The organism is Rhodococcus sp. WY5, assembly GCF_018588185.1.
Lineage (GTDB): Bacteria > Actinomycetota > Actinomycetes > Mycobacteriales > Mycobacteriaceae > Rhodococcus_F > Rhodococcus_F qingshengii.
The window spans coordinates 4,437,714-4,455,390 of record NZ_JAAMPR010000001.1; the positions used below are offsets into that span (position 1 = coordinate 4,437,714).

Below are 17,677 nucleotides of genomic sequence, written 5' to 3' on the forward strand. Positions count from 1 at the left end.
TCACACTCCCCGCTCTGCTGACACGCGACCGTCGTCGATCGCGGTCAGCAGAGCGGCGTGATCGCGAGCATTGCGCTTGGCGTAGGCAGCCGCGAACTCCCCGATCGCGAAATCGAATTCGGTTCCGTCACCGAGATATTCGGCGATCGCTATCCGATCGGACGAGCGAGCGTGTGCGTAGGCAAGGACCCTGGCGCACAGGCGCCCGTAGAGTTCCAGCCCCTGCGGCACCATCTCTTCGATGACTGCCGACCCTTTACCGTCACGCAGTTGACGAATGTAGAAATCGTGCTCACCCTCGTCGAGCCCCGGCCCTCGTTCCCAGCCGAGAAAGATGTCGCTTGTCGCTTGCATCAAGCGTTGCCCGTTGACGACGCGTTCCCCTTCGTTCTTGAAGGTCGGACCATCGACGTAGCCGGACAATACCGAGGGTTGAGCTTCCTTGACCTGCAGGATCAACGGATCGTCGTCGTCGACTCCTTTCATGAGGATCATCCATGCGCGTGTTCCGACGCTCCCGACACCGACAACCTTCCGCGCAATGTGCGTCATCTCGAAGCTTTCGAGCAACACCCGACGGTCCCACTGCAGCGTGCTCCGATACGACCGAACGCGCTGACGTAGCAACTCCTCGATCTGCGTGAGATCGGTCCCTGCGAACAACTCGTTTGCGGGCACGATCAGCGGCGGATCACTGATGAATTGCCGCCGGCCGTCGACGATTTCGGTGAACTTGCCTGCCGCCTGCACACTGTCGCGGCGACGAGCCTTGTCCAGCGTCGCTTGTGTGCGAGCAAGCATGCGCTTCTTCAGGTCGATCTGGAGAGCCTCGAGCCCGTCCTCGGGTGCGATGTGCGAGTACCAGACTGCAAGATTTCCCAATCCTGCCTGGGTGATCATGGTTTCCCGATACTCGGCCGCGCATCCGCGAACGATCTTCTTCCGCTCCTTGCCCGAAAATCCGTTGTCCTTTGCGGCGATCACCAAACTTGCGGCCAGTCGTTTCACGTCCCATTCGAACGGTCCCGGGTACGTTTCGTCGAAGTCGTTGATGTCGAACGCGAGCTTTCGCTCGGGCGTCGCATAGATACCGAAGTTGCTCAGGTGCGCGTCGCCGCAGAGTTGGCTGGCAAGACCCGAATCCGGACTGCGTGACAAATCGTCGGCCATCACCAGTGCAGCGCCGCGGAAGAACGAGAACCGCGATGCCGACATCCGCCCGTATCGGATGGGCACCAGGTCCTGTACCCGCGACTTCGCCTGCAATTCGAGCAGTGATATCGGATCACGTTCACTCTCTGCCAGATCCGCGAGCGCGGCCAATGGCGTATCTCTACGCGCCTGACGGCCGCGCGCCCGCCTTTCGTCGACCGTGAGATGCTCGGTACGCACTGCTGTCATCTGCCCGACCTTTCACTCGCAACGGCTATCGCTACGAACTCGACGCGTCGGGCGTCGTGCGGCCTCCTGATCCGCGCGCTGCGCGTACCAGGAGTTCCGGACTTGACACCAACGCCTTGCGCCACGGAAGTACCCCGTCGATCTCGATCTGAATCGACAGGCTCAGCACGGTCCGAATAAGAACGATCATGCCCAGAACTGCGGCGTCTGTCAGCGACGGCGACGACGTCACCGTCTTCACCAGATCAGCGGCGACAAGGATCTCGAGGCCGAGAAGGATGACCGCGCCCATGGTCTCGCGCAGAGTACGAAACGCCGAACTACCGTCCCGCGTTCGACTCCATGCGCGCCCCGCGATCACGAATGCGAACACGAACCCGAGAACCATGGCGACAACACCGAGTACCTCGAACCATTCGGTGACCAGCTCGAAGAACCTGATTTTGTCCATGGTCATGATTCTCGAGGTAATGCACCGATAAGTCGAGGTGACACGACGGCGTCAGCTGAAGATCCGCTCGATGTCGTCGAGTCGCAGCTCGGTCGCGCGGGGAGAATAGCCCGAGCCCCACAGGCTGTCGTCGACGTAATGGACGTTCCCCGAGCGGACAGCGGGAAGACGCTCCCAGAGCGGGTTCATCGCCAACTGCGCGCGGACGTCCTGCTGGTCCTGGAATGCGCCCACGATGATCACGTCGCTGGTCACCTGATCGAGTTGCTCCGCTGTGAGTGTGCGCGTGAACTCCTCCGATGTAGCTCGATCGCCGGGGAAACCGAGGGCGTCGAGAAGAGCGTCGACCTGGTTGTAGACGACACCGTTCTCGCCGGTGCGGAGGAGGGTCACCGACGGCAACGAACCGAGGGCGGAGAGTCGATCCTTGATTGTGAGGAGGCGCTCTTCCGTTCTCGCGTTCAATTCCGCAGCAGCGTCTTCGCGTCGGACCGCGACGCCCATCGAGGTGACCAACTTCTTCATCTCGGCCCACGTGAGGTACCCGTTGAAGCCGGCGAATACTGGAACACCGGTCGCGGAGAGTTCGTCGTAGGACTTTGCCGCATAAGCATTTCCGGCGGTCAGGAGCATGACGATCAGATCCGGCGACGCGCCGATGATCGCTTCCTTGTTCCACGTCCCCGCCGTGCCGAGGTTCGGGATGTTCGCAGCCTCCGGCATCGTACGCAACACCGCGTCACCGCTCACACCCTCGAGACCGAAGAAGCCGCCGACGATCTTCTCCGGCGGCACACCGAGGTCGAGCACCGTCGCCATGGCGCTGACATGGGCGATGACCATTCGCTGCGGATCCGACGGAATCTCGACACTGCCCGTCTCATCCTGCACTGTGACGAGACCACTTGGCGCCGAGCCGTTTTCGTCGCTGCTGCACGCTGCCAGCAATGTCGCGGCCGCGACACCGAGCCCGGCGCCGAGGAAACCCCTGCGCGTCAGCGCATCGACGATGCGTCTCCACTGCTCGTCTGTATCGAGTGCGGTGTTATCGAGTGCGGGCACCAGGCAGATCGAGTTCGGCACAGTTCGGTCCATTCGTTCGAGCGGTCGAGAATCACCTCGATTGTGGCTATCGAACCGTCGAAACTGAACAGGATTTCGAGCCGACAACTATCGCTGTCCGGTCACACCTTCTTGACGACGCTCGACTTCAATTGCATCGGTCCGATGCCGTCGACCTTGCAGTCGATGTCGTGGTCACCAACACCCTGAACAAGGCGGATGTTGCGAACTTTCGTACCTGACTTGATGCCGGTCGGACTGCCCTTCACCTTGAGCGTCTTGACGACCGTCACCGTGTCGCCGTCCGCAAGAATGTTGCCTACGGCATCTTTCACCACACCCAGGTCCTCGCCGGCACTATCGGTCAGCGCCCACTCGTGCGCGCAGGACGGGCAGACCATCAACGCGCCCATCTCGTAGGTGTATTCGCCGGCGCATTCAGGGCAAGGGGGCAAGGTGTCTTCCACGCGGTTCATCCTATCCACCAGGCACCCGATCCCCATTTTTGCATTTCATGAGGCATTCTTGGGCGAAATATTGCATTCGATGAAACTTTGCACTCTGTGCAATTATGGATGAAATGGGAACCGAAACTCTCGGATTGCGCGAACGAAAACGAATTGCGACGAGGCAGCTGATCGAGCACACCGCCGTCGAACTCGTTCTCGACCTGGGCTATGACGAAGTGACCGTCGAGAAAATCTGCGAAGCCTGCAATCTGTCGACCCGCACGTTCTTCAACTACTTCCCCACCAAGGACGCAGCGATCGGTGGGCTCATGCTCGTCGTGCCAAGTGAGACGACCATGCTCACGCTCATCGGCGAGCACCCGGACGATCCGCTGCGCGGCGCTCTCGCGGTATTCGAGGCGGCGATGCAAATCGTCGACGAGCGACCCGATCTGCTCGCGCATCGACGCGAATTGTTCGAGCGTCATCCCACGCTGTTGCAACAACATCTGGCCACCTTCCACGATCTTGAAGACACGCTCACCCGGATCCTCACGCGGGAGTTGTCGAACAGAACCGAGTATCGCCGCCTGCACTCGGACACAGCCGCTGCCGACGAAGCCACAGCAACGGTCATCACCGCAGGCGCCGCGATGCGTTACGTCTTCCGAAAATGGCAGAACAGTGAACGGGCAAGCCCCAGAACAGATTTGCTCGATCCGGCACTACTCCTGATGGCTCGAATACTGAGGTCCGAGAGCTGATCCACACTCTCGCACCCGCCGTCACTCAACTAAGGAACTACATGTCCACTCGAGAAGCTGCGACCGTCGAGCCCGACGGCACGCATACCGACACCGAGGCCTCGCCGGACAAACGGTCGATCATCCTCGTTTTTGTCGGGCTGATGATCACGATGCTTCTGGCTTCGCTCGACCAGATGATCTTCAGTACCGCTTTGCCCACCATCGTGGGCGAATTGAACGGCGTCAACCACATGGTCTGGGTGACGACGGCATACATCCTCGCCTCGACCGTCATGATGCCGGTGTACGGAAAACTCGGTGACCTGATCGGCCGCAAGGGCCTCTTCATCGGCGCCATCAGCATTTTCATCGTCGGTTCGGTGATCGGCGGTCTGTCCCACGACATGACCACACTCATCGCTGGTCGAGCCGTGCAGGGACTCGGCGGCGGCGGATTGATCCTGCTGTCCCAGGCGATCATCGCCGACGTCGTCCCCGCCAGGCAACGCGGCCGGTACATGGGTGCGATGGGCGGGGTGTTCGCACTGGCTTCGGTTGCCGGTCCCCTACTCGGCGGCTGGTTCACCGAGGGCATCGGTTGGCGTTGGGCCTTCTGGATCAACATCCCCCTAGGCCTACTCGCCATCGCGAGCGCGATGGCATTTCTGCACCTGCGGAAGCCGAACCTCGGCAAGCCTCGCATCGACTATCTGGGCATGGTTCTCGTCGCGACGGCAGCGACGTGTCTGATCCTGTTCACTACCTGGGGCGGAAACACCTACGCCTGGGGATCGGCCGTCATCATCGGGTTGATCGTCGGCTGCGTCGTGACGGCAGTGGCTTTTGTCTTCGTCGAAAAGCGTGCCGACGAACCGGTGATTCCGATGCACCTGTTCGCTCAGCGCAACTTCGTGTTGACCACCGTCGCCGGCCTGATCATCGGAATCGCCATGTTCGGTGCGCTCGCCTACCTGCCGACCTACATCCAAATGGTGACCGGCAAGAACGCCACCGAAGCTGGATTGATGATGATTCCCATGATGGCGGGCCTGCTCGTCGCCTCCATCGGGTCCGGCCAGCTGGTCAGCAAGACCGGCCGCTACAAGATCTTCCCCATCGTCGGAACATCCATCGTCGCTGTTGCTCTGGTCCTGCTCTCACGTCTGACGCCGTCGACCTCACTGCTGGTCTTCGGTTGCTACATCGCACTCATGGGTATCGGACTCGGCCTCGTCATGCAGATCTTGATCTTGATCGTGCAGAACACCTTCCCCGCGGCCGAAGTGGGAACGGCCACCGCGTCGAACAACTTCTTCCGCCAGATCGGTGCGTCGTTGGGCAGCGCGATCGTGGGCAGCCTGTTCGCCTCGCGTCTGACCAATCTCCTGGCCGAGCGACTCCCGGCGAATGGCGGCGCGGTCGGTGGTGACGAGAACTCCTTGACCCCGGGAATCCTCTGGAAGTTGCCGAGCCAGGTTCGCGAGATCATCGTCGGTGCATACAACGACGCGCTGGCGCCGATCTTCCTGTACCTCGTCCCCTTGGTCATCGCGGCGGTTGTCCTGTTGCTCTTCGTCAAGGAGAAGCCCCTCGCGACGACGATCGATCGCTCGGCGCCCCCGCTCGAGTAATTGACTATCGTGGCGTGATGTCGCACGCACCGAATACGCCCAGACGCACTCTCGCTGTTCTGGGCGTATTCGGCGTTGCGGTGGTCGTAGTTGTCGCCGGCGCACTGTGGTGGTTCGCGCGCGACGACGACGCTCTTGCCGGCGAGAATCTCGATTCGTTCCCGGCCGTCGACCACAGCATTCTCAGCGCTCAGCAGAGTGCGCTACTGGGCGTCCTCGAGCAGGAATGGGAGTCAGGGAGTCCCGGCACCAAGTACGCCGAGGGTGTCGAAGAATCGTGGTGTGCCGATTTCGTGAGCTGGTCGATGAACCAGATCGGCACGCCGTTCTCGAACCCCAACTCAGGGTCGTGGCGCATCCCCGGGGTGTACACGCTGCAGGAGTATTACGAGTCCGTCGACGCCTTTGTCCCCTACGGTCAGGACTACCAACCCAAGGTCGGCGACACGATCCTGTACGGCGACTCGAGCCCCTTCGGCCAACACGTCAACGTCGTTCTGGTCAACGACGCCGGCACTCTGACGACCGTCGGCGGCAACGAGAACAACAAGGTCATGCTCCATCGCATCGTCCCGTCGGAAGTCCCGGGGATCGTCGGGTTCGGCGTCATCTGAGCCCGAGCCCCACCGTCGTTGCTTGATGGTTCTTGCGAAGTGCAGAGGTGAGGCTACAGATTCGGGGTTGCCGTTGGATGGCACTTACTATCAACCAATATTCGGATAATTCCGTGTTTCCGTCTTCGACAGATATACATATCGAACGAAGGATCAGACCTGGCAACTAGATTCATATCCAGCTGTCCCCTACCTCAGACAGGAATTCGATGCGCCCTGGTGAGCTGACCACCCTCGAGCAGATACAGCTCATGGCCCGCGCTGCTGCTGCGCAGGTCATGAGCACGCCGTCGATGCTCCGACTGCGGCTCGGCCGCTACCCCACTCGCACACCCGAGCTGCGCAAACGCCCACTCCCCGACACCAAGCTGTGCAGCGAAGCGCTCGATCACGCCAGAGGAACCCTCTCCCCCGCGGTCTTGAACCACAGCCTGCGCTGCTGGATCTGGGCCGACGCCTTCGCGCAGATCGATGCGATCGAGTACGACCCCGAAGATCTCTTCACCGCGTGCGCCCTTCACGATGTCGGACTGGGCGCAGAAGGATCGGCCGAGCACGGGTGTTTCACCTACATCAGTGCCGCAGACGCAGAAGAACTCGCGACCAGAGTGGGAACTTCGGAGAGGTCGGTACAGCGAATCGGCGAAGCGATCCGTCTGCACATGGATCTGACCGTCGACCGCGGCGCGGGCGCTGACGCCTACCTACTGCATGCCGCAGCGCATTTCGACGTTGCCGGTCGGCGTGCGCCCGAAATTCCGCGAGCAACTGTTGATGCAACAATCGCGGAGTACCCGCGAACAGGGTTCACCGACGAGTTCGCGCAGTCGATGCGGCGCGAGGTCGAGCCGTCCTCACTCTCGCGCGGCGACGCTCTGGAGATCGGGAATGGCCTTGCCGTTGCGTACCAATCCCCTGGATTGGAAGAGCCGGTAAACTACGAAAAGTCCTCGAGCACTGCGGTTCGCGCCCCTCCAACGTTCCCGGTATTCACCACGCCAACGGGTTCGATCAACATCACCTCCGCTTCGTCCTCGGCGATCGGGCAATGTTCGACTCCGCGAGGTACCACGAACAGTTCACCGGGCCCCAGTGGAACATCTCCGTTTCGGAGTTGGATTCGAATCTGCCCCTTCGTCACCAGGAACATTTCGTCGGTGTCGGTGTGGGAGTGCCAGACGAATTCACCTTTGATCTTGACGATCTTGATCTCGTAATCATTGAGGGCCGCAATCTTCTTGGGCGACCAGTGCTCGGTGAACTGACCGAACTTCTCGCGGAGCGATACCGCTGTTGCCGAACTGTTCATGTTGTTCCTCCCTCGGGCGCGCCACCACCGCGATGACGACCCCGCCACTCTTCGTCACCCAAGGCAGCTGCGTCTTGTACGTTTCTGACATGGATCCCCGCGGCGCACAGATCACCGCGTGGGCACCGAGCCTCGCGGGAATCACCGAGGTCTTCCATGCCGATTTCGTCGGACACGCCTATCCCAAACACACGCACGATCAGTGGTCCCTGATGCTCGTCGACCGCGGCACGATTGCATACGACCTCGATCATCGCGCTCATGGCGCAGCACCAGAGATCGTGACTCTGTTGCCGCCAGGCATCGCACACGACGGAGTTCCGGTCACCGAGGCCGGATTTCGTCAACGCATCCTCTACCTCGACACGTCAGTTCTCGGCGAGGTCCTCATAGGCCCGGCGGTGGACAGCCCCGAGATTCGAGACCCTCTGCTGCGCCACCGCATTGATCAACTGCACTCTGCACTCGGCCCACACGGCGAATCACTCGAAGCCGAAAGTCGCCTGGGGTTCCTCGCTGAAAGATTGAACGAGATCCTCACACCGGCCACAGGTCGATCCCTTCACACGCCGACCGTTGACGAACGCGTTGCCGATCAACTTCGGGACCTGCTCGATGCGCGACTCACAACAGGAATCACGATGCGGGAAGCGTCGAACATCCTGCAACGGAACCCCACGTATCTGATCAAGAACTTCGCGAAGCATTTCGGGCTTCCGCCTCACAAGTACGTGACGGGACGTCGAATCGATCTGGCGCGACGCGCAATCCTCGCCGGGCGCGAATTGGCGGACGTGGCCGTCGACGTCGGATTCCACGATCAATCCCACCTGTCGCGGCACTTCGTCAAGCATGTCGGGGCGCCGCCCGGTAAATACGCACTGAACGTGGTCGGCAGAGCGCGCTAGTCGAAGCACCTGGCACCGGTTTCGTCGAGCAGACACTGACTCCGATCAGCTGGAGTCTGTGTCCACTGAATGAAAACGGTGTCAGGTCCCAACGATCAAGCAGCCGTCTCGAGGTCGACCAGGAGGAAGTCCTCGCGCCGTGGCCCGTATTCACGATCGGTCAGCTGATACGAGCGCAGCGCACGAGGTGCACGGGCCAACTCGTAGAAGCGCTCGGACCCGGGCACGAATTGCCTCGTAGCCCAACCCCAGTTCGGGCCGTGCGGAAACTTCGGGTCGGGCAGCATGTCGGACTCCATCGACATCAGCCGTAGACGGCGAACCACTCCGGTAGTGGAGGCATTATCGTCGAAATCGGTCCACGCCTGACGTGCGTTAATGTCGTCACGAGGAGTTCCGGCGCGTAGTTGCAAAGCGCCCGCGGCTTCGGCAACCGCCCACCGGCGCGGGTTGTCGACATTCCAGGAGAGTCCCCACCGGACGGTCTCCCCCAATTCTGGAGGAACAAACCACCGAAAACGCAGACCGTCGATGACTACCGGCGTGATCATCGCGTCGAGGTTCGCCGACGCACCGACCATTCGACCGGCTCGACCGCATCGTCGAGCCCGAGAACCACGCGAGCTGCGTTGCGCCCTTGATCGAACAGGGACTGGCGAACCGTTGTCAGGCCGGCGTCCGATGCGGCTGTTGTGTCGTCCCATCCGACGACTGCGACATCGTCGGGCAGCGCGAGGCCGAGTTCACGGATCGCGTCCAGAACCCCCAGAGCCAGTTCGTCACTCATCGCCAAGATGACATCGGGCCTTCGGCTCTCGGGAACGTCGAGCAGGGACCGAGCCATCCGCGCACCCTCGCTCCGCTCGTTGACAGTGACGACCCCTACCCGCACCGAGGGCCAATCGAGGCCCGCATCGCGGACGGCGCGCTCGTAGCCCTCGAGCCGATGGCGGGACACCGGAAAGAACGCTTCACCTGGATCCACGTCCATCCGAATCTCGGACCGACGCTCACGATCCCACGGAAGGCTGATCACCGCAGGCCGCTGCGCCCCCGACAACCCGACTGCCGCGATCGCAACGGCGCCGGCAACATCGTCCATCCCGACGAGATCCACACCCTCGTGCAACGGACCACCCTGGATGCATGCGGGTTTTCCGGTGCCGACAATCGCGTCGAGGATGGGATCGTCGAAGACGGTGGTCCAGACGACAAAACCGTCTACTGCCGCGTCGCGAACTCTGTCGACGTCTCCGGCTTTCCCCGAGTTCGGCAGCATCATCAGCCCGGCGTTCGCATCCAGGCACGCTTCGGCGACTCCCGAGAGGAATCGCCGAGCTACTGCGTCTTCGAAGGCGTACGTCAGCTTCTCGCTGAAGACGACCGCGATGTTGTTGAATTTCCCGCTCCGCAAGGACTGCGCCGCCCGGTTCGGGCCCGCGTACTCGAGCTCTTCGGCGGCGGCGAACACCTTGGCCCGCGTTGATTCAGACACGCGCTCGGGCTGCGCGAAGGAGTACGACACCGACATCACCGACACGCCTGCGGCCTTGGCGACGTCGGCCATCGTCGGACGACTCGAACGCTGCGCACGTATGGCCATGAGCATCAGCATAGCGAGTGAAAAATATCCATTGCGCAGGTGTGTATCGATACATGTATCGTTACACAGCATGAGTGCTCGACTGCCGAAGGCAACCACGCTACGGCTGATGACACTGGCCGGAGCAGCCTTCGCCTACGTGACGGCCGAAATGCTCCCCGTCGGACTGCTCAGCGAAATCTCGACGGACCTCGACGTCACCGAAGGGCGTGTCGGCCTACTGCTGACCTTCTACGCATACGGTGTCGCGGTCTTGACGCTTCCGCTGATCGGAGCGGTCAAAACCTGGCCGCGACGACGCGTCGTCGTTCTGACGGTGGCCACCCTCGCGGTGTCGCAACTGGTCGCAGCATTGGCCGTCAACTATCCGATGCTGGTGATCGGACGATTGCTCTGCGCTGCGACGCACGGAGTGTTCTGGGCTGTCGTTGCCCCGGTCGCAGCCACTCTGGTTCCGCGCGGACAACAGGGCAAGGCCATCGCGATGGTGTATGCCGGTACGTCTCTCGCATTTGTTCTCGGAGGTCCACTGTCTTCGGCGATCGGCCAGTCCTGGGGTTGGCGGACCGCATCGGCGGCAATCGGTGTGGTGGCAGTGGTCATTGCTTTCTCACTGCATCGTGCGTTGCCCGAAATGCCGGTCGATCAACACCATCGGAGCAAGCGAGACAAACCGAAGCCGACACCGGCGATGAAACGGGCACTCGCCGTCATCTGCGCGGCAACGCTGTTTGCCGCCCTTGGGCAATTCGCTTCGTACACGTTCTTCACACTTCTGGTGGAGGAAAGCCTCGGCTCGTCCGGTGGCATCCGTACCGCGATGCTTCTGGTCTACGGCGCCGCCGGCGCCGTCGGAGTGTGGGTCGCCGGCAAGTACTACGACCGCCGACCGCGCCTCTTCACGCTCATCTCGATCGCGACGGTGGCAGGCGCGCTGGCCATCTTCTGGCTCTTGGCGCCGTCGATGGGGGCGTTCGCTGTCGTCGCCACGATCTTGTGGGGTGCGGCGTTCACCACCGTTCCGATCTGCCTCCAGTCCTCGGTTCTGCGCGCCGTCCCTATCGGGACCGACCGTGCCTCGGCCATCTACGTCGTCGTGTTCCAGATCGCGATTGCAACGGGCGCTCTGCTCGGTGCGGCCGTCGTCGACAGTGGCGGGCTCTCACATCTGGCGGGCATCGGGGTCGCTCTGATGATCGCTTCGTTGGCGATAGTCGGGTTCGGCCGACGCGCGTTTCCCCAGGAACCGGAACGGTCTACTCACTCCCCCACCGACGCGCCGGCCGGACTCTCGTCGTAGATCAGGGTGTATCGCCAGAACAGTCGTCTCCTGATCCGGCTACCTGGCAAATACAACGCGGCCGCGCGTCGGACGTCAGCCATCGACTCACCCGGTTCCGCGGTGGGAGCTGTCATCGCCTTCAGTGGCTCGGAGGCAACCCGTCGATGCTTGACGACGCCGACGACGGGATTGCACACGGTCGCCAACACCGACAGGAGTGCGTCGGTGGCTGTGGTCGATCGATAACACCCGACCACGACGAGCCGCCCGCCCGGTTCGAGCAGGCTACTCAGCTGCTTCATCGATTCTTCGAGTGGAAGATGATGCAACGCTGCGACGACTGTGATCGCGTCGTACTTCGCCTCGGATGCAAAGTCCTCGATCCGCTGCGCGTCGATGATCACGTTCCCGTCGTCGACAAACCTTGCGCGCACGGCGGCCGAGGTTGTCAGGTCGGGTTCCACACCGACCACCACGTCGAACCGCCGACGCAAGAGGTCGATCAGATTGCCGGTCCCGCTCCCCACGTCGAGAGCGCGACCGGACCTGACCCCGCTCAGATTACGTAGAACCCACCGGCCATAGTGATCGTTGTGACTCCACGGATGGCGTCGATTGAAACCGTCCAAGCGAGCAATCACACCCATACCCGACGGTATCAATCCGAGCCCGCGCACCGGCCGTCACAACCGCGGGTCGACCGGCTCCGATTCGAGAGCCAGCACCGCGAACACGGCCTGGTGCGCTCGCCACAAAGGTTCACGGTCGACGAGCCTGGATACCGCCTCCATGCCGAGCGCGTACTCGCGCAGCGCCATCGACTGCTTGTGTCCGAGGTTGCGGTTACGCAATCTCGCAAGCGTCGACGGTTCGAGGTAGTCGGCACCGTAGATCAATCGCAGGTACTCCCGGCCGCGGACCTTGATCCCCGGCTGAACCTTCGCGTTGTACCCCCGCGGTCCGTGAATCTGATTCGCCAGCGGTTTGACGACCATCCCCTCACCACCGTCGCCGGTGAGCGACTCCCACCACTTCGTCGCTTCGAACACCGAGTCCTCGGAACCGAGATCGACCACCAGGCGACGTGTAGTGGTAAATCGACTCGGGTCGGCCGCGGCCAGGCGGTCCGAAATACCGAGGTGCCATTCGTGATCCCGTTCCCCGTACGACTGGCCCTCGGCCGCCAGAATCTGGAACGGCGCGATGGTGACGCCGTCCAGTCCGTTCGTCGGCCACACGTACCGTCGGTACGCCTCGCCGAAGCGCTCGATACTGGCGGCCCGAACAGTTGTCTGTTCGAACATCTCCGCCACGTCCAGGCCCCGCGACCCGGCCCGCGCCAGCACGGCCTCGCGAGCTGTGAGGTCTGATCGCCCGGCCGCCGCGACCGACGCGTACTGCGAGCGCAGCAGACCTTCCGCTTTGACGTTCCACGGCAACAGTTCGCAGTCGAGGAGCAGCCAGTCGGTGCCCAGCTCTTCCCACAACCCAGCGGAGGTGACTGCGGCGGCGATGTCGTCTATCAACTGCTGAGTCAGGTCGTCGTCGAAGAACTGGCGGCCGGTGCGGGTGTGCACCATCCCGGTGAGCGCATCCGGTGCGTCGAAGCGGGACTGAGCAACCGATCGATCACGGCACACGAGCACCATTGCCCGCGAACCCATGTGCTTCTCTTCGCAGATCACTGTTCCGATTCCGCCGGCCCGGTATGCGTCGAACGCGGTCGACGGGTGTTCCAGATAGTCATCGGATTGGGCGCTCGCGCAGGGCGCCATGGTCGGCGGTAGGTACCGCAGCCATTGCGGCGCGACCGCGAATCGGCTCATCACTTCCAAGGCGCCGGCAGCGTTGTCGGTGCGAACGGACACTCGACCGCGCAGTTCGGTGTCGACGCCGGTCGTTTCGAGGACGTCGGCGAGATCGAGCACATCCGGATCACGAGTCGGCGGTGCCAGCGGTACCACCGGCTCGTACCAAACCTGCTCCGCCGGAACCGACACGATCTCTCGTTCCGGGTATCGAAGGGCGGTGAGGGATCCACCGAAGACGCACCCGGTGTCGAGGCACGCGGTGTTGTTGATCCATTCCACCTCGTGCACCGGCGTGTGACCGTAGAGGACCGTCGCTGATCCTCGGTAGTCCTGCGCCCACGGGTATCGAACGGGTAAGCCGAATTCGTCCGTCTCACCGGTAGTTTCACCGTAGAGCGCAAAGCTCCGGACTCGACCGGATGCCCTGTTGTGGTAGTCCTCCTTGAGACCGGCGTGCGCGACAACGAGTTTGCCGTCGTCCAGGACGAGGTGCGCGACGAGGCCGTCACAGAAGTCGACGACGCTTTCGCGGAACTCCGCCGACTCGGTGGCCATCTGCTCGAGGGTCTCGGCGAGTCCGTGACTGGCCGTGACCTTCTTACCGCGCAAGGCCTTGACGAGTTTGTTCTCGTGGTTACCCGGAACCGCTATCGCATGTCCCGCCGCGACCATCCCCATGACCAGACGCAGCACACCGACCGAATCCGGTCCTCGATCCACGTAGTCACCGAGGAAGACGGCAGTTCGCCCTTCCGGCGGCACCGCATCGACAGCTCTGCCGTCCGTCCCGTAGTCGACGGTGTAGCCGAGTTTCACGAGGAGCGTCTCGAGCTCGCTTCGACATCCGTGGATGTCACCGATGACGTCGAACGGACCACGCTCGACACGCAGATCGCTGCGGAGCGGGTGGCGCAAGAATGTGGCTTCGGAAACCGCGTCCTCACCTCTGAGGATGTGAACCGAACGGAAACCTTCCTTACCCAGCCCGCGGAGCGAGCGAGTCAGCTGTTGGTGCTGGCGGCGAATCACGTCGCGTCCGAACGTCCGGTCAGAGCGTGCGTCGTTTCGTGCAGAACAGACCGATTCCGGAACATCGAGCACGACTGCCACCGGCAGTATGTCGTGCTCGCGAGCCAACGCGACGAGTCGCTTGCGCGCGGCGGGCTGGACGTTGGTCGCGTCGACCACCGTGAGGCGTCCGCGTCGCAAACGCTTGGCCGCGACGAACTCCAGCACTTCGAAAGCATCGGACGTCGACTCCTGTGAGTTCGGATCATCACTGACCCACCCTCTGAATGTGTCACTCGAGAGGGTTTCGTACTCACCGAAGTGGCGCGCTGCAAAGGTCGACTTTCCCGAGCCACTGACGCCGATGAGTACTACCAGGGCGAGATCTGGAATCTCGTACACCGTCATGACGTTCGTGCCTCCTTCGTGAAGATTGCCATCTGTGTCGGCCCGCCAAGGACCGGATCAATTGCTCCGATAAATTCGAACTCCACGCAATAGCCGTGGACTCGGGCCGTTTCGGTTGCCCAGTCGCGGAATTGGGTTCGGGAGAACTCGAACCTGTGATCGGGGTGCCTGAACTCTCCCGCGGCCAATGCCGGATACAGCACGTTGTAGTCGGCATTCGGAGTAGTCAGCAGCACATACTGCGGTGCTGCGTCCACGAAGACCGATCTGACCAGCGCCGGCAGGCGCGCCGTGTCGACGTGCTCGACCACCTCCATCAGCACGGCTGCGTCGAAGCCTTTCAAGCGTGCGTCGCGGTACGTCGCGGACGACTGCATCAAAGACACACGTTCACGTTGGGCGTCGGACATTTCGGTGAACTTCAATCTGCGTTGCGCCCGTGTCAGTTCGCGCGCGCTCACATCGACGCCGACAAGTTTGTCGAATTGAGCGTGCGGCATCAGCACCTCGATCAGTTTGCCTTCGCCGCAACCGATGTCGACAATCGTTCTGACGTGCAGTCGCTGAAGTGTCGCCAAAACTGCGTCGACGCGAAGCCGTGCCAGCGGCGGATCCGGTCGCGGTACTTCGATCTGCGCCTCGGCTTGTTCGGGAATCAGTCGATCGACCACCGATTCGACCAGGTCGCGTCGACGCGCCAGGTAGCGGGACATGATCAGCGCGGAATCCGGATGCGACGCCAACCACTCTCCAGCGACGCGGATCAACTTGTCTGCCTCGTCGGGTCCCACCCAGTAGTGCTTCACGTCGTCGAGGACCGGCAACAGCACGTAGAGGTGCCGAAGGGCACTCTGCACCGTGTGTTCCCCGGTGAGCGTCAACGACACGAAGTCGGAGTTTCCCCACGTCGGCAGGTGCGGATCAAGCTGCACCGGTATCGCGGTCACATCCCAGCCCAGCGGCTCGAACAACCGACGAGGCAATTCCGCATCGCCGCCGCACGGAACCACCGGAATCGAGACGGTCAACGCGAGTTCGGTTCCGACGAGTTCCGGGTGCGACTTGCACGTTCCCGTCAACGCGGTGCGAAACAGCTTCGACAGAGCAACCGAGAGTATGGACGACGCCGCATACGGCCGATCGTTGACATACTCACCCAGCGAAAAGTTGTCGCCACTCTTGCCGCGTCGATACCTACTCTGCACAAGTTCAATGGGGTCGACGTCCACAATCACTGCCACCGTGGTCTTTTCGGCCGAGGCCTCCGGGTACAGAACCGTGGCGGTGCCGATCGCCAAGTCGAAGCTTTGCACGCGGTCGGGATGTTTGTGCAGCAGGTAGCTCAACGCGGTCGCATCAGGAGTCTGCGGGGTCGGGGTGGACGTCAGTGTGAGTAGCACCAGGCGAATGTAGCCCGGCAAACGTCCGGGGCGCCTCCGATTTACGCGCCCGCGGCCGTCAGAACAAAGTGAGAGCTGCTCCCGCACCCACCAGTTCCCGGGGCGCCTCACGCGGCTCACTGCCAGCTGCACTGACGTCTCGATGCTCCGAACGACCACCCAACCCATGGCGCTCGACCAATGGCTCGACACGGCTTGCGAGCCAACGCTTGTATTCGGGAGTGACATACGCGCCCCGCCCGTACAGCTCGCGGTAGCGACGGATGAGCGCCGGATGTTCCTGAGCAAGCCAATTCATGAACCAACCCCGAGTACTCCCCCGCAGGTGCATCGGGAAGACCGTCACACTCGTCGCACCGGCTTCGGACAGTGCCTCGAACAGCCCGTCGAGATGACTGGTGGAATCGGTGAGGAACGGAATGACCGGCGCCACCATGACATTGCACGAGAATCCCGCGTCGGTGATGGCGCGGATCATCTCGAGACGCGCCCGCGGCGACGGGGTACCAGGCTCGATCTGCTTCTGAAGTGCAGCGTCGTTGATCGCCAACGACACACCGATTCCGACGTCGACCTGCGCTGCCGCCATTTTCAACAGCGGCAGGTCCCGTCGGAGCAGAGTTCCCTTCGTCAGGATCGAGAAGGGAGTTCCGGATTCGGTCAACGCGCGAATAATGCCGGGCATCAAGCGGTATCGGCCCTCGGCTCGCTGATAGGGATCGGTGTTGGTACCCAGTGCCACCGCCTCCCGTTTCCAGGACTTTCGCGCCAACTCTTTGCGGAGCACCGCGGCAATGTTCGTCTTCACGACCACTTGGGAATCGAAATCCGCGCCGGCGTCGAGGTCGAGATACTCGTGACTCGGTCTCGCGAAACAATATCGGCATGCGTGCGAACAACCACGAAAAGCGTTGACGGTGAAGCTGAACGGCAACGTCGACTCTTCGGGCATCTTGTTGAGCGCGCTCTTGCAGAGCACCTCGTGAAACGTGATTCCCTCGAACTCGGGAGTCTGCACGGAGCGAACCAACCCGGCCCGTTCGAGTCCGGGTAGCGCTCCGTCATCTGCATCCAATGCCTGACCCGACCACCTCATGGCCCCAAGTCGAACACTTGTTCTAAGGTATGTCAAGATGGAGCGAATACCCGACCGTGCCGCACCACGGCCGGGAAGTTGTTGGCAGAATTCGGTGCATGTCGAACAGAATCAATATTTCGTCCGGTTCCGAATGGGAACCCAAGATCGGTTACTCCCGTGCCGTGCGCATCGGTAACCAGATCGCAGTCTCCGGCACCACCGCTCCTGGTGAGACCCTCACAGATCAGACCCGCGCAGCGCTCGAAACTATCAAGGCAGCACTGGCCGAGGCCGGCGCCTCGCTCGACGACGTCATCCGCACTCGCATGTACCTGCGCGACATGACGCAGTGGGAGCAGGCCGCTCTCGCGCACGGTGAAGTGTTCGGCGAGATTCGTCCCGCCACGACGATCCTCGAGGTCAGCTCGCTGATCGACCCCGCTCTGCTCATCGAGATCGAGGCCGACGCGGTTCTCAGCTGATCGCCAATCCGGACATTTGTGAAATGGGCGCCTA

17 protein-coding genes and 1 pseudogene are annotated in these 17,677 nt (G+C 62.1%); 7 read left to right on the forward strand and 11 right to left on the reverse strand.

Annotated elements, in window-relative coordinates:
- The 4 genes from G4D79_RS20400 to G4D79_RS20415 all read right to left on the reverse strand — a co-directional run bounded on the left by G4D79_RS20400 (window position 1) and on the right by G4D79_RS20415 (window position 3,390).
- Window positions 1-1,401, reverse strand: a complete 1,401-nt coding sequence (locus G4D79_RS20400) for a DUF2252 domain-containing protein (protein WP_003944964.1) — start codon at window positions 1,399-1,401, stop codon at window positions 1-3.
- A gap of 31 nt (window positions 1,402-1,432) precedes the next feature.
- The gene (locus G4D79_RS20405; RefSeq protein WP_007728052.1) at window positions 1,433-1,852 is read right to left on the reverse strand and encodes a DUF1622 domain-containing protein; all 420 of its coding nucleotides are present in this window, start codon (window positions 1,850-1,852) and stop codon (window positions 1,433-1,435) included.
- 51 nt (window positions 1,853-1,903) lie between these two features.
- Window positions 1,904-2,935, reverse strand: coding sequence for an ABC transporter substrate-binding protein (locus G4D79_RS20410; protein WP_308252596.1), 1,032 nt, complete (start codon window positions 2,933-2,935; stop codon window positions 1,904-1,906).
- Window positions 2,936-3,036: 101 nt separating this feature from the next.
- Window positions 3,037-3,390 (reverse strand): zinc ribbon domain-containing protein YjdM, encoded by a 354-nt coding sequence (locus G4D79_RS20415; protein ID WP_172403451.1) that lies wholly within the window; start codon window positions 3,388-3,390, stop codon window positions 3,037-3,039.
- Between the two features lie 104 nt (window positions 3,391-3,494).
- On the opposite strand from G4D79_RS20415, the gene G4D79_RS20420 reads away from it, so the two are divergent.
- From G4D79_RS20420 to G4D79_RS34630, 4 genes and pseudogenes are all read left to right on the forward strand, one after another.
- A complete protein-coding gene (locus G4D79_RS20420) occupies window positions 3,495-4,127 on the forward strand; it encodes a TetR/AcrR family transcriptional regulator (RefSeq protein WP_003944787.1) in 633 nt (210 codons plus the stop codon).
- Window positions 4,128-4,168: 41 nt separating this feature from the next.
- On the forward strand, window positions 4,169-5,740 hold the full coding sequence (locus G4D79_RS20425; protein ID WP_003944867.1) for an MDR family MFS transporter: 1,572 nt from the start codon (window positions 4,169-4,171) through the stop codon (window positions 5,738-5,740).
- A 17-nt stretch (window positions 5,741-5,757) separates the two neighbouring features.
- Window positions 5,758-6,354 carry a CHAP domain-containing protein gene (locus G4D79_RS20430; protein WP_214514313.1) on the forward strand — a complete coding sequence of 199 codons (597 nt, stop codon included), beginning with the start codon at window positions 5,758-5,760 and terminating at the stop codon, window positions 6,352-6,354.
- A 293-nt stretch (window positions 6,355-6,647) separates the two neighbouring features.
- A pseudogene (locus tag G4D79_RS34630) lies at window positions 6,648-6,971 on the forward strand (HD domain-containing protein); the annotation flags it as partial.
- Window positions 6,972-7,291: 320 nt separating this feature from the next.
- Here G4D79_RS34630 and G4D79_RS20440 read toward each other — a convergent pair.
- Window positions 7,292-7,663, reverse strand: coding sequence for a cupin domain-containing protein (locus tag G4D79_RS20440; protein ID WP_003945018.1), 372 nt, complete (start codon window positions 7,661-7,663; stop codon window positions 7,292-7,294).
- Between the two features lie 89 nt (window positions 7,664-7,752).
- Here G4D79_RS20440 and G4D79_RS20445 point away from each other — a divergent pair, with 89 nt between their 5' ends.
- Entirely contained in the window at window positions 7,753-8,571 is an 819-nt protein-coding gene (locus G4D79_RS20445) for an AraC family transcriptional regulator (RefSeq protein ID WP_042448738.1), read from the forward strand.
- A gap of 95 nt (window positions 8,572-8,666) precedes the next feature.
- On the opposite strand, the gene G4D79_RS20450 is transcribed toward G4D79_RS20445, so the two are convergent.
- Window positions 8,667-9,122 carry a hypothetical protein gene (locus G4D79_RS20450; protein WP_250887553.1) on the reverse strand — a complete coding sequence of 152 codons (456 nt, stop codon included), beginning with the start codon at window positions 9,120-9,122 and terminating at the stop codon, window positions 8,667-8,669.
- On the reverse strand, window positions 9,119-10,174 hold the full coding sequence (locus G4D79_RS20455; RefSeq protein ID WP_250887554.1) for a LacI family DNA-binding transcriptional regulator: 1,056 nt from the start codon (window positions 10,172-10,174) through the stop codon (window positions 9,119-9,121). Before G4D79_RS20455 ends, G4D79_RS20450 begins: the two co-directional genes overlap by 4 nt.
- 70 nt (window positions 10,175-10,244) lie before the next feature.
- Between G4D79_RS20455 and G4D79_RS20460 the strand changes: the two genes are divergently transcribed.
- The gene (locus tag G4D79_RS20460) at window positions 10,245-11,474 is read left to right on the forward strand and encodes an MFS transporter (RefSeq protein WP_039972887.1); all 1,230 of its coding nucleotides are present in this window, start codon (window positions 10,245-10,247) and stop codon (window positions 11,472-11,474) included.
- Here G4D79_RS20460 and G4D79_RS20465 read toward each other — a convergent pair.
- The 4 genes from G4D79_RS20465 to G4D79_RS20480 are packed head-to-tail and all read right to left on the reverse strand — an operon-like array spanning window position 11,435 to window position 17,179.
- Window positions 11,435-12,103 (reverse strand): bifunctional 2-polyprenyl-6-hydroxyphenol methylase/3-demethylubiquinol 3-O-methyltransferase UbiG, encoded by a 669-nt coding sequence (locus tag G4D79_RS20465; protein WP_007728073.1) that lies wholly within the window; start codon window positions 12,101-12,103, stop codon window positions 11,435-11,437. The two genes, G4D79_RS20460 and G4D79_RS20465, sit on opposite strands and share 40 nt — an antisense overlap.
- Window positions 12,104-12,139: 36 nt before the next feature.
- Window positions 12,140-14,683: a polynucleotide kinase-phosphatase gene (locus tag G4D79_RS20470; protein WP_214514316.1), complete on the reverse strand. Its 2,544-nt coding sequence runs from the start codon at window positions 14,681-14,683 to the stop codon at window positions 12,140-12,142.
- Window positions 14,680-16,104 (reverse strand): 3' terminal RNA ribose 2'-O-methyltransferase Hen1, encoded by a 1,425-nt coding sequence (locus G4D79_RS20475; RefSeq protein WP_214514317.1) that lies wholly within the window; start codon window positions 16,102-16,104, stop codon window positions 14,680-14,682. The genes G4D79_RS20470 and G4D79_RS20475 overlap by 4 nt, the downstream gene beginning before the upstream one ends.
- 37 nt (window positions 16,105-16,141) lie before the next feature.
- On the reverse strand, window positions 16,142-17,179 hold the full coding sequence (locus tag G4D79_RS20480) for an Rv2578c family radical SAM protein (RefSeq protein WP_003944842.1): 1,038 nt from the start codon (window positions 17,177-17,179) through the stop codon (window positions 16,142-16,144).
- A 98-nt stretch (window positions 17,180-17,277) separates the two neighbouring features.
- Between G4D79_RS20480 and G4D79_RS20485 the strand changes: the two genes are divergently transcribed.
- Window positions 17,278-17,643, forward strand: coding sequence for a RidA family protein (locus G4D79_RS20485; RefSeq protein ID WP_019748335.1), 366 nt, complete (start codon window positions 17,278-17,280; stop codon window positions 17,641-17,643).
- Window positions 17,644-17,677: the final 34 nt, after the last annotated feature.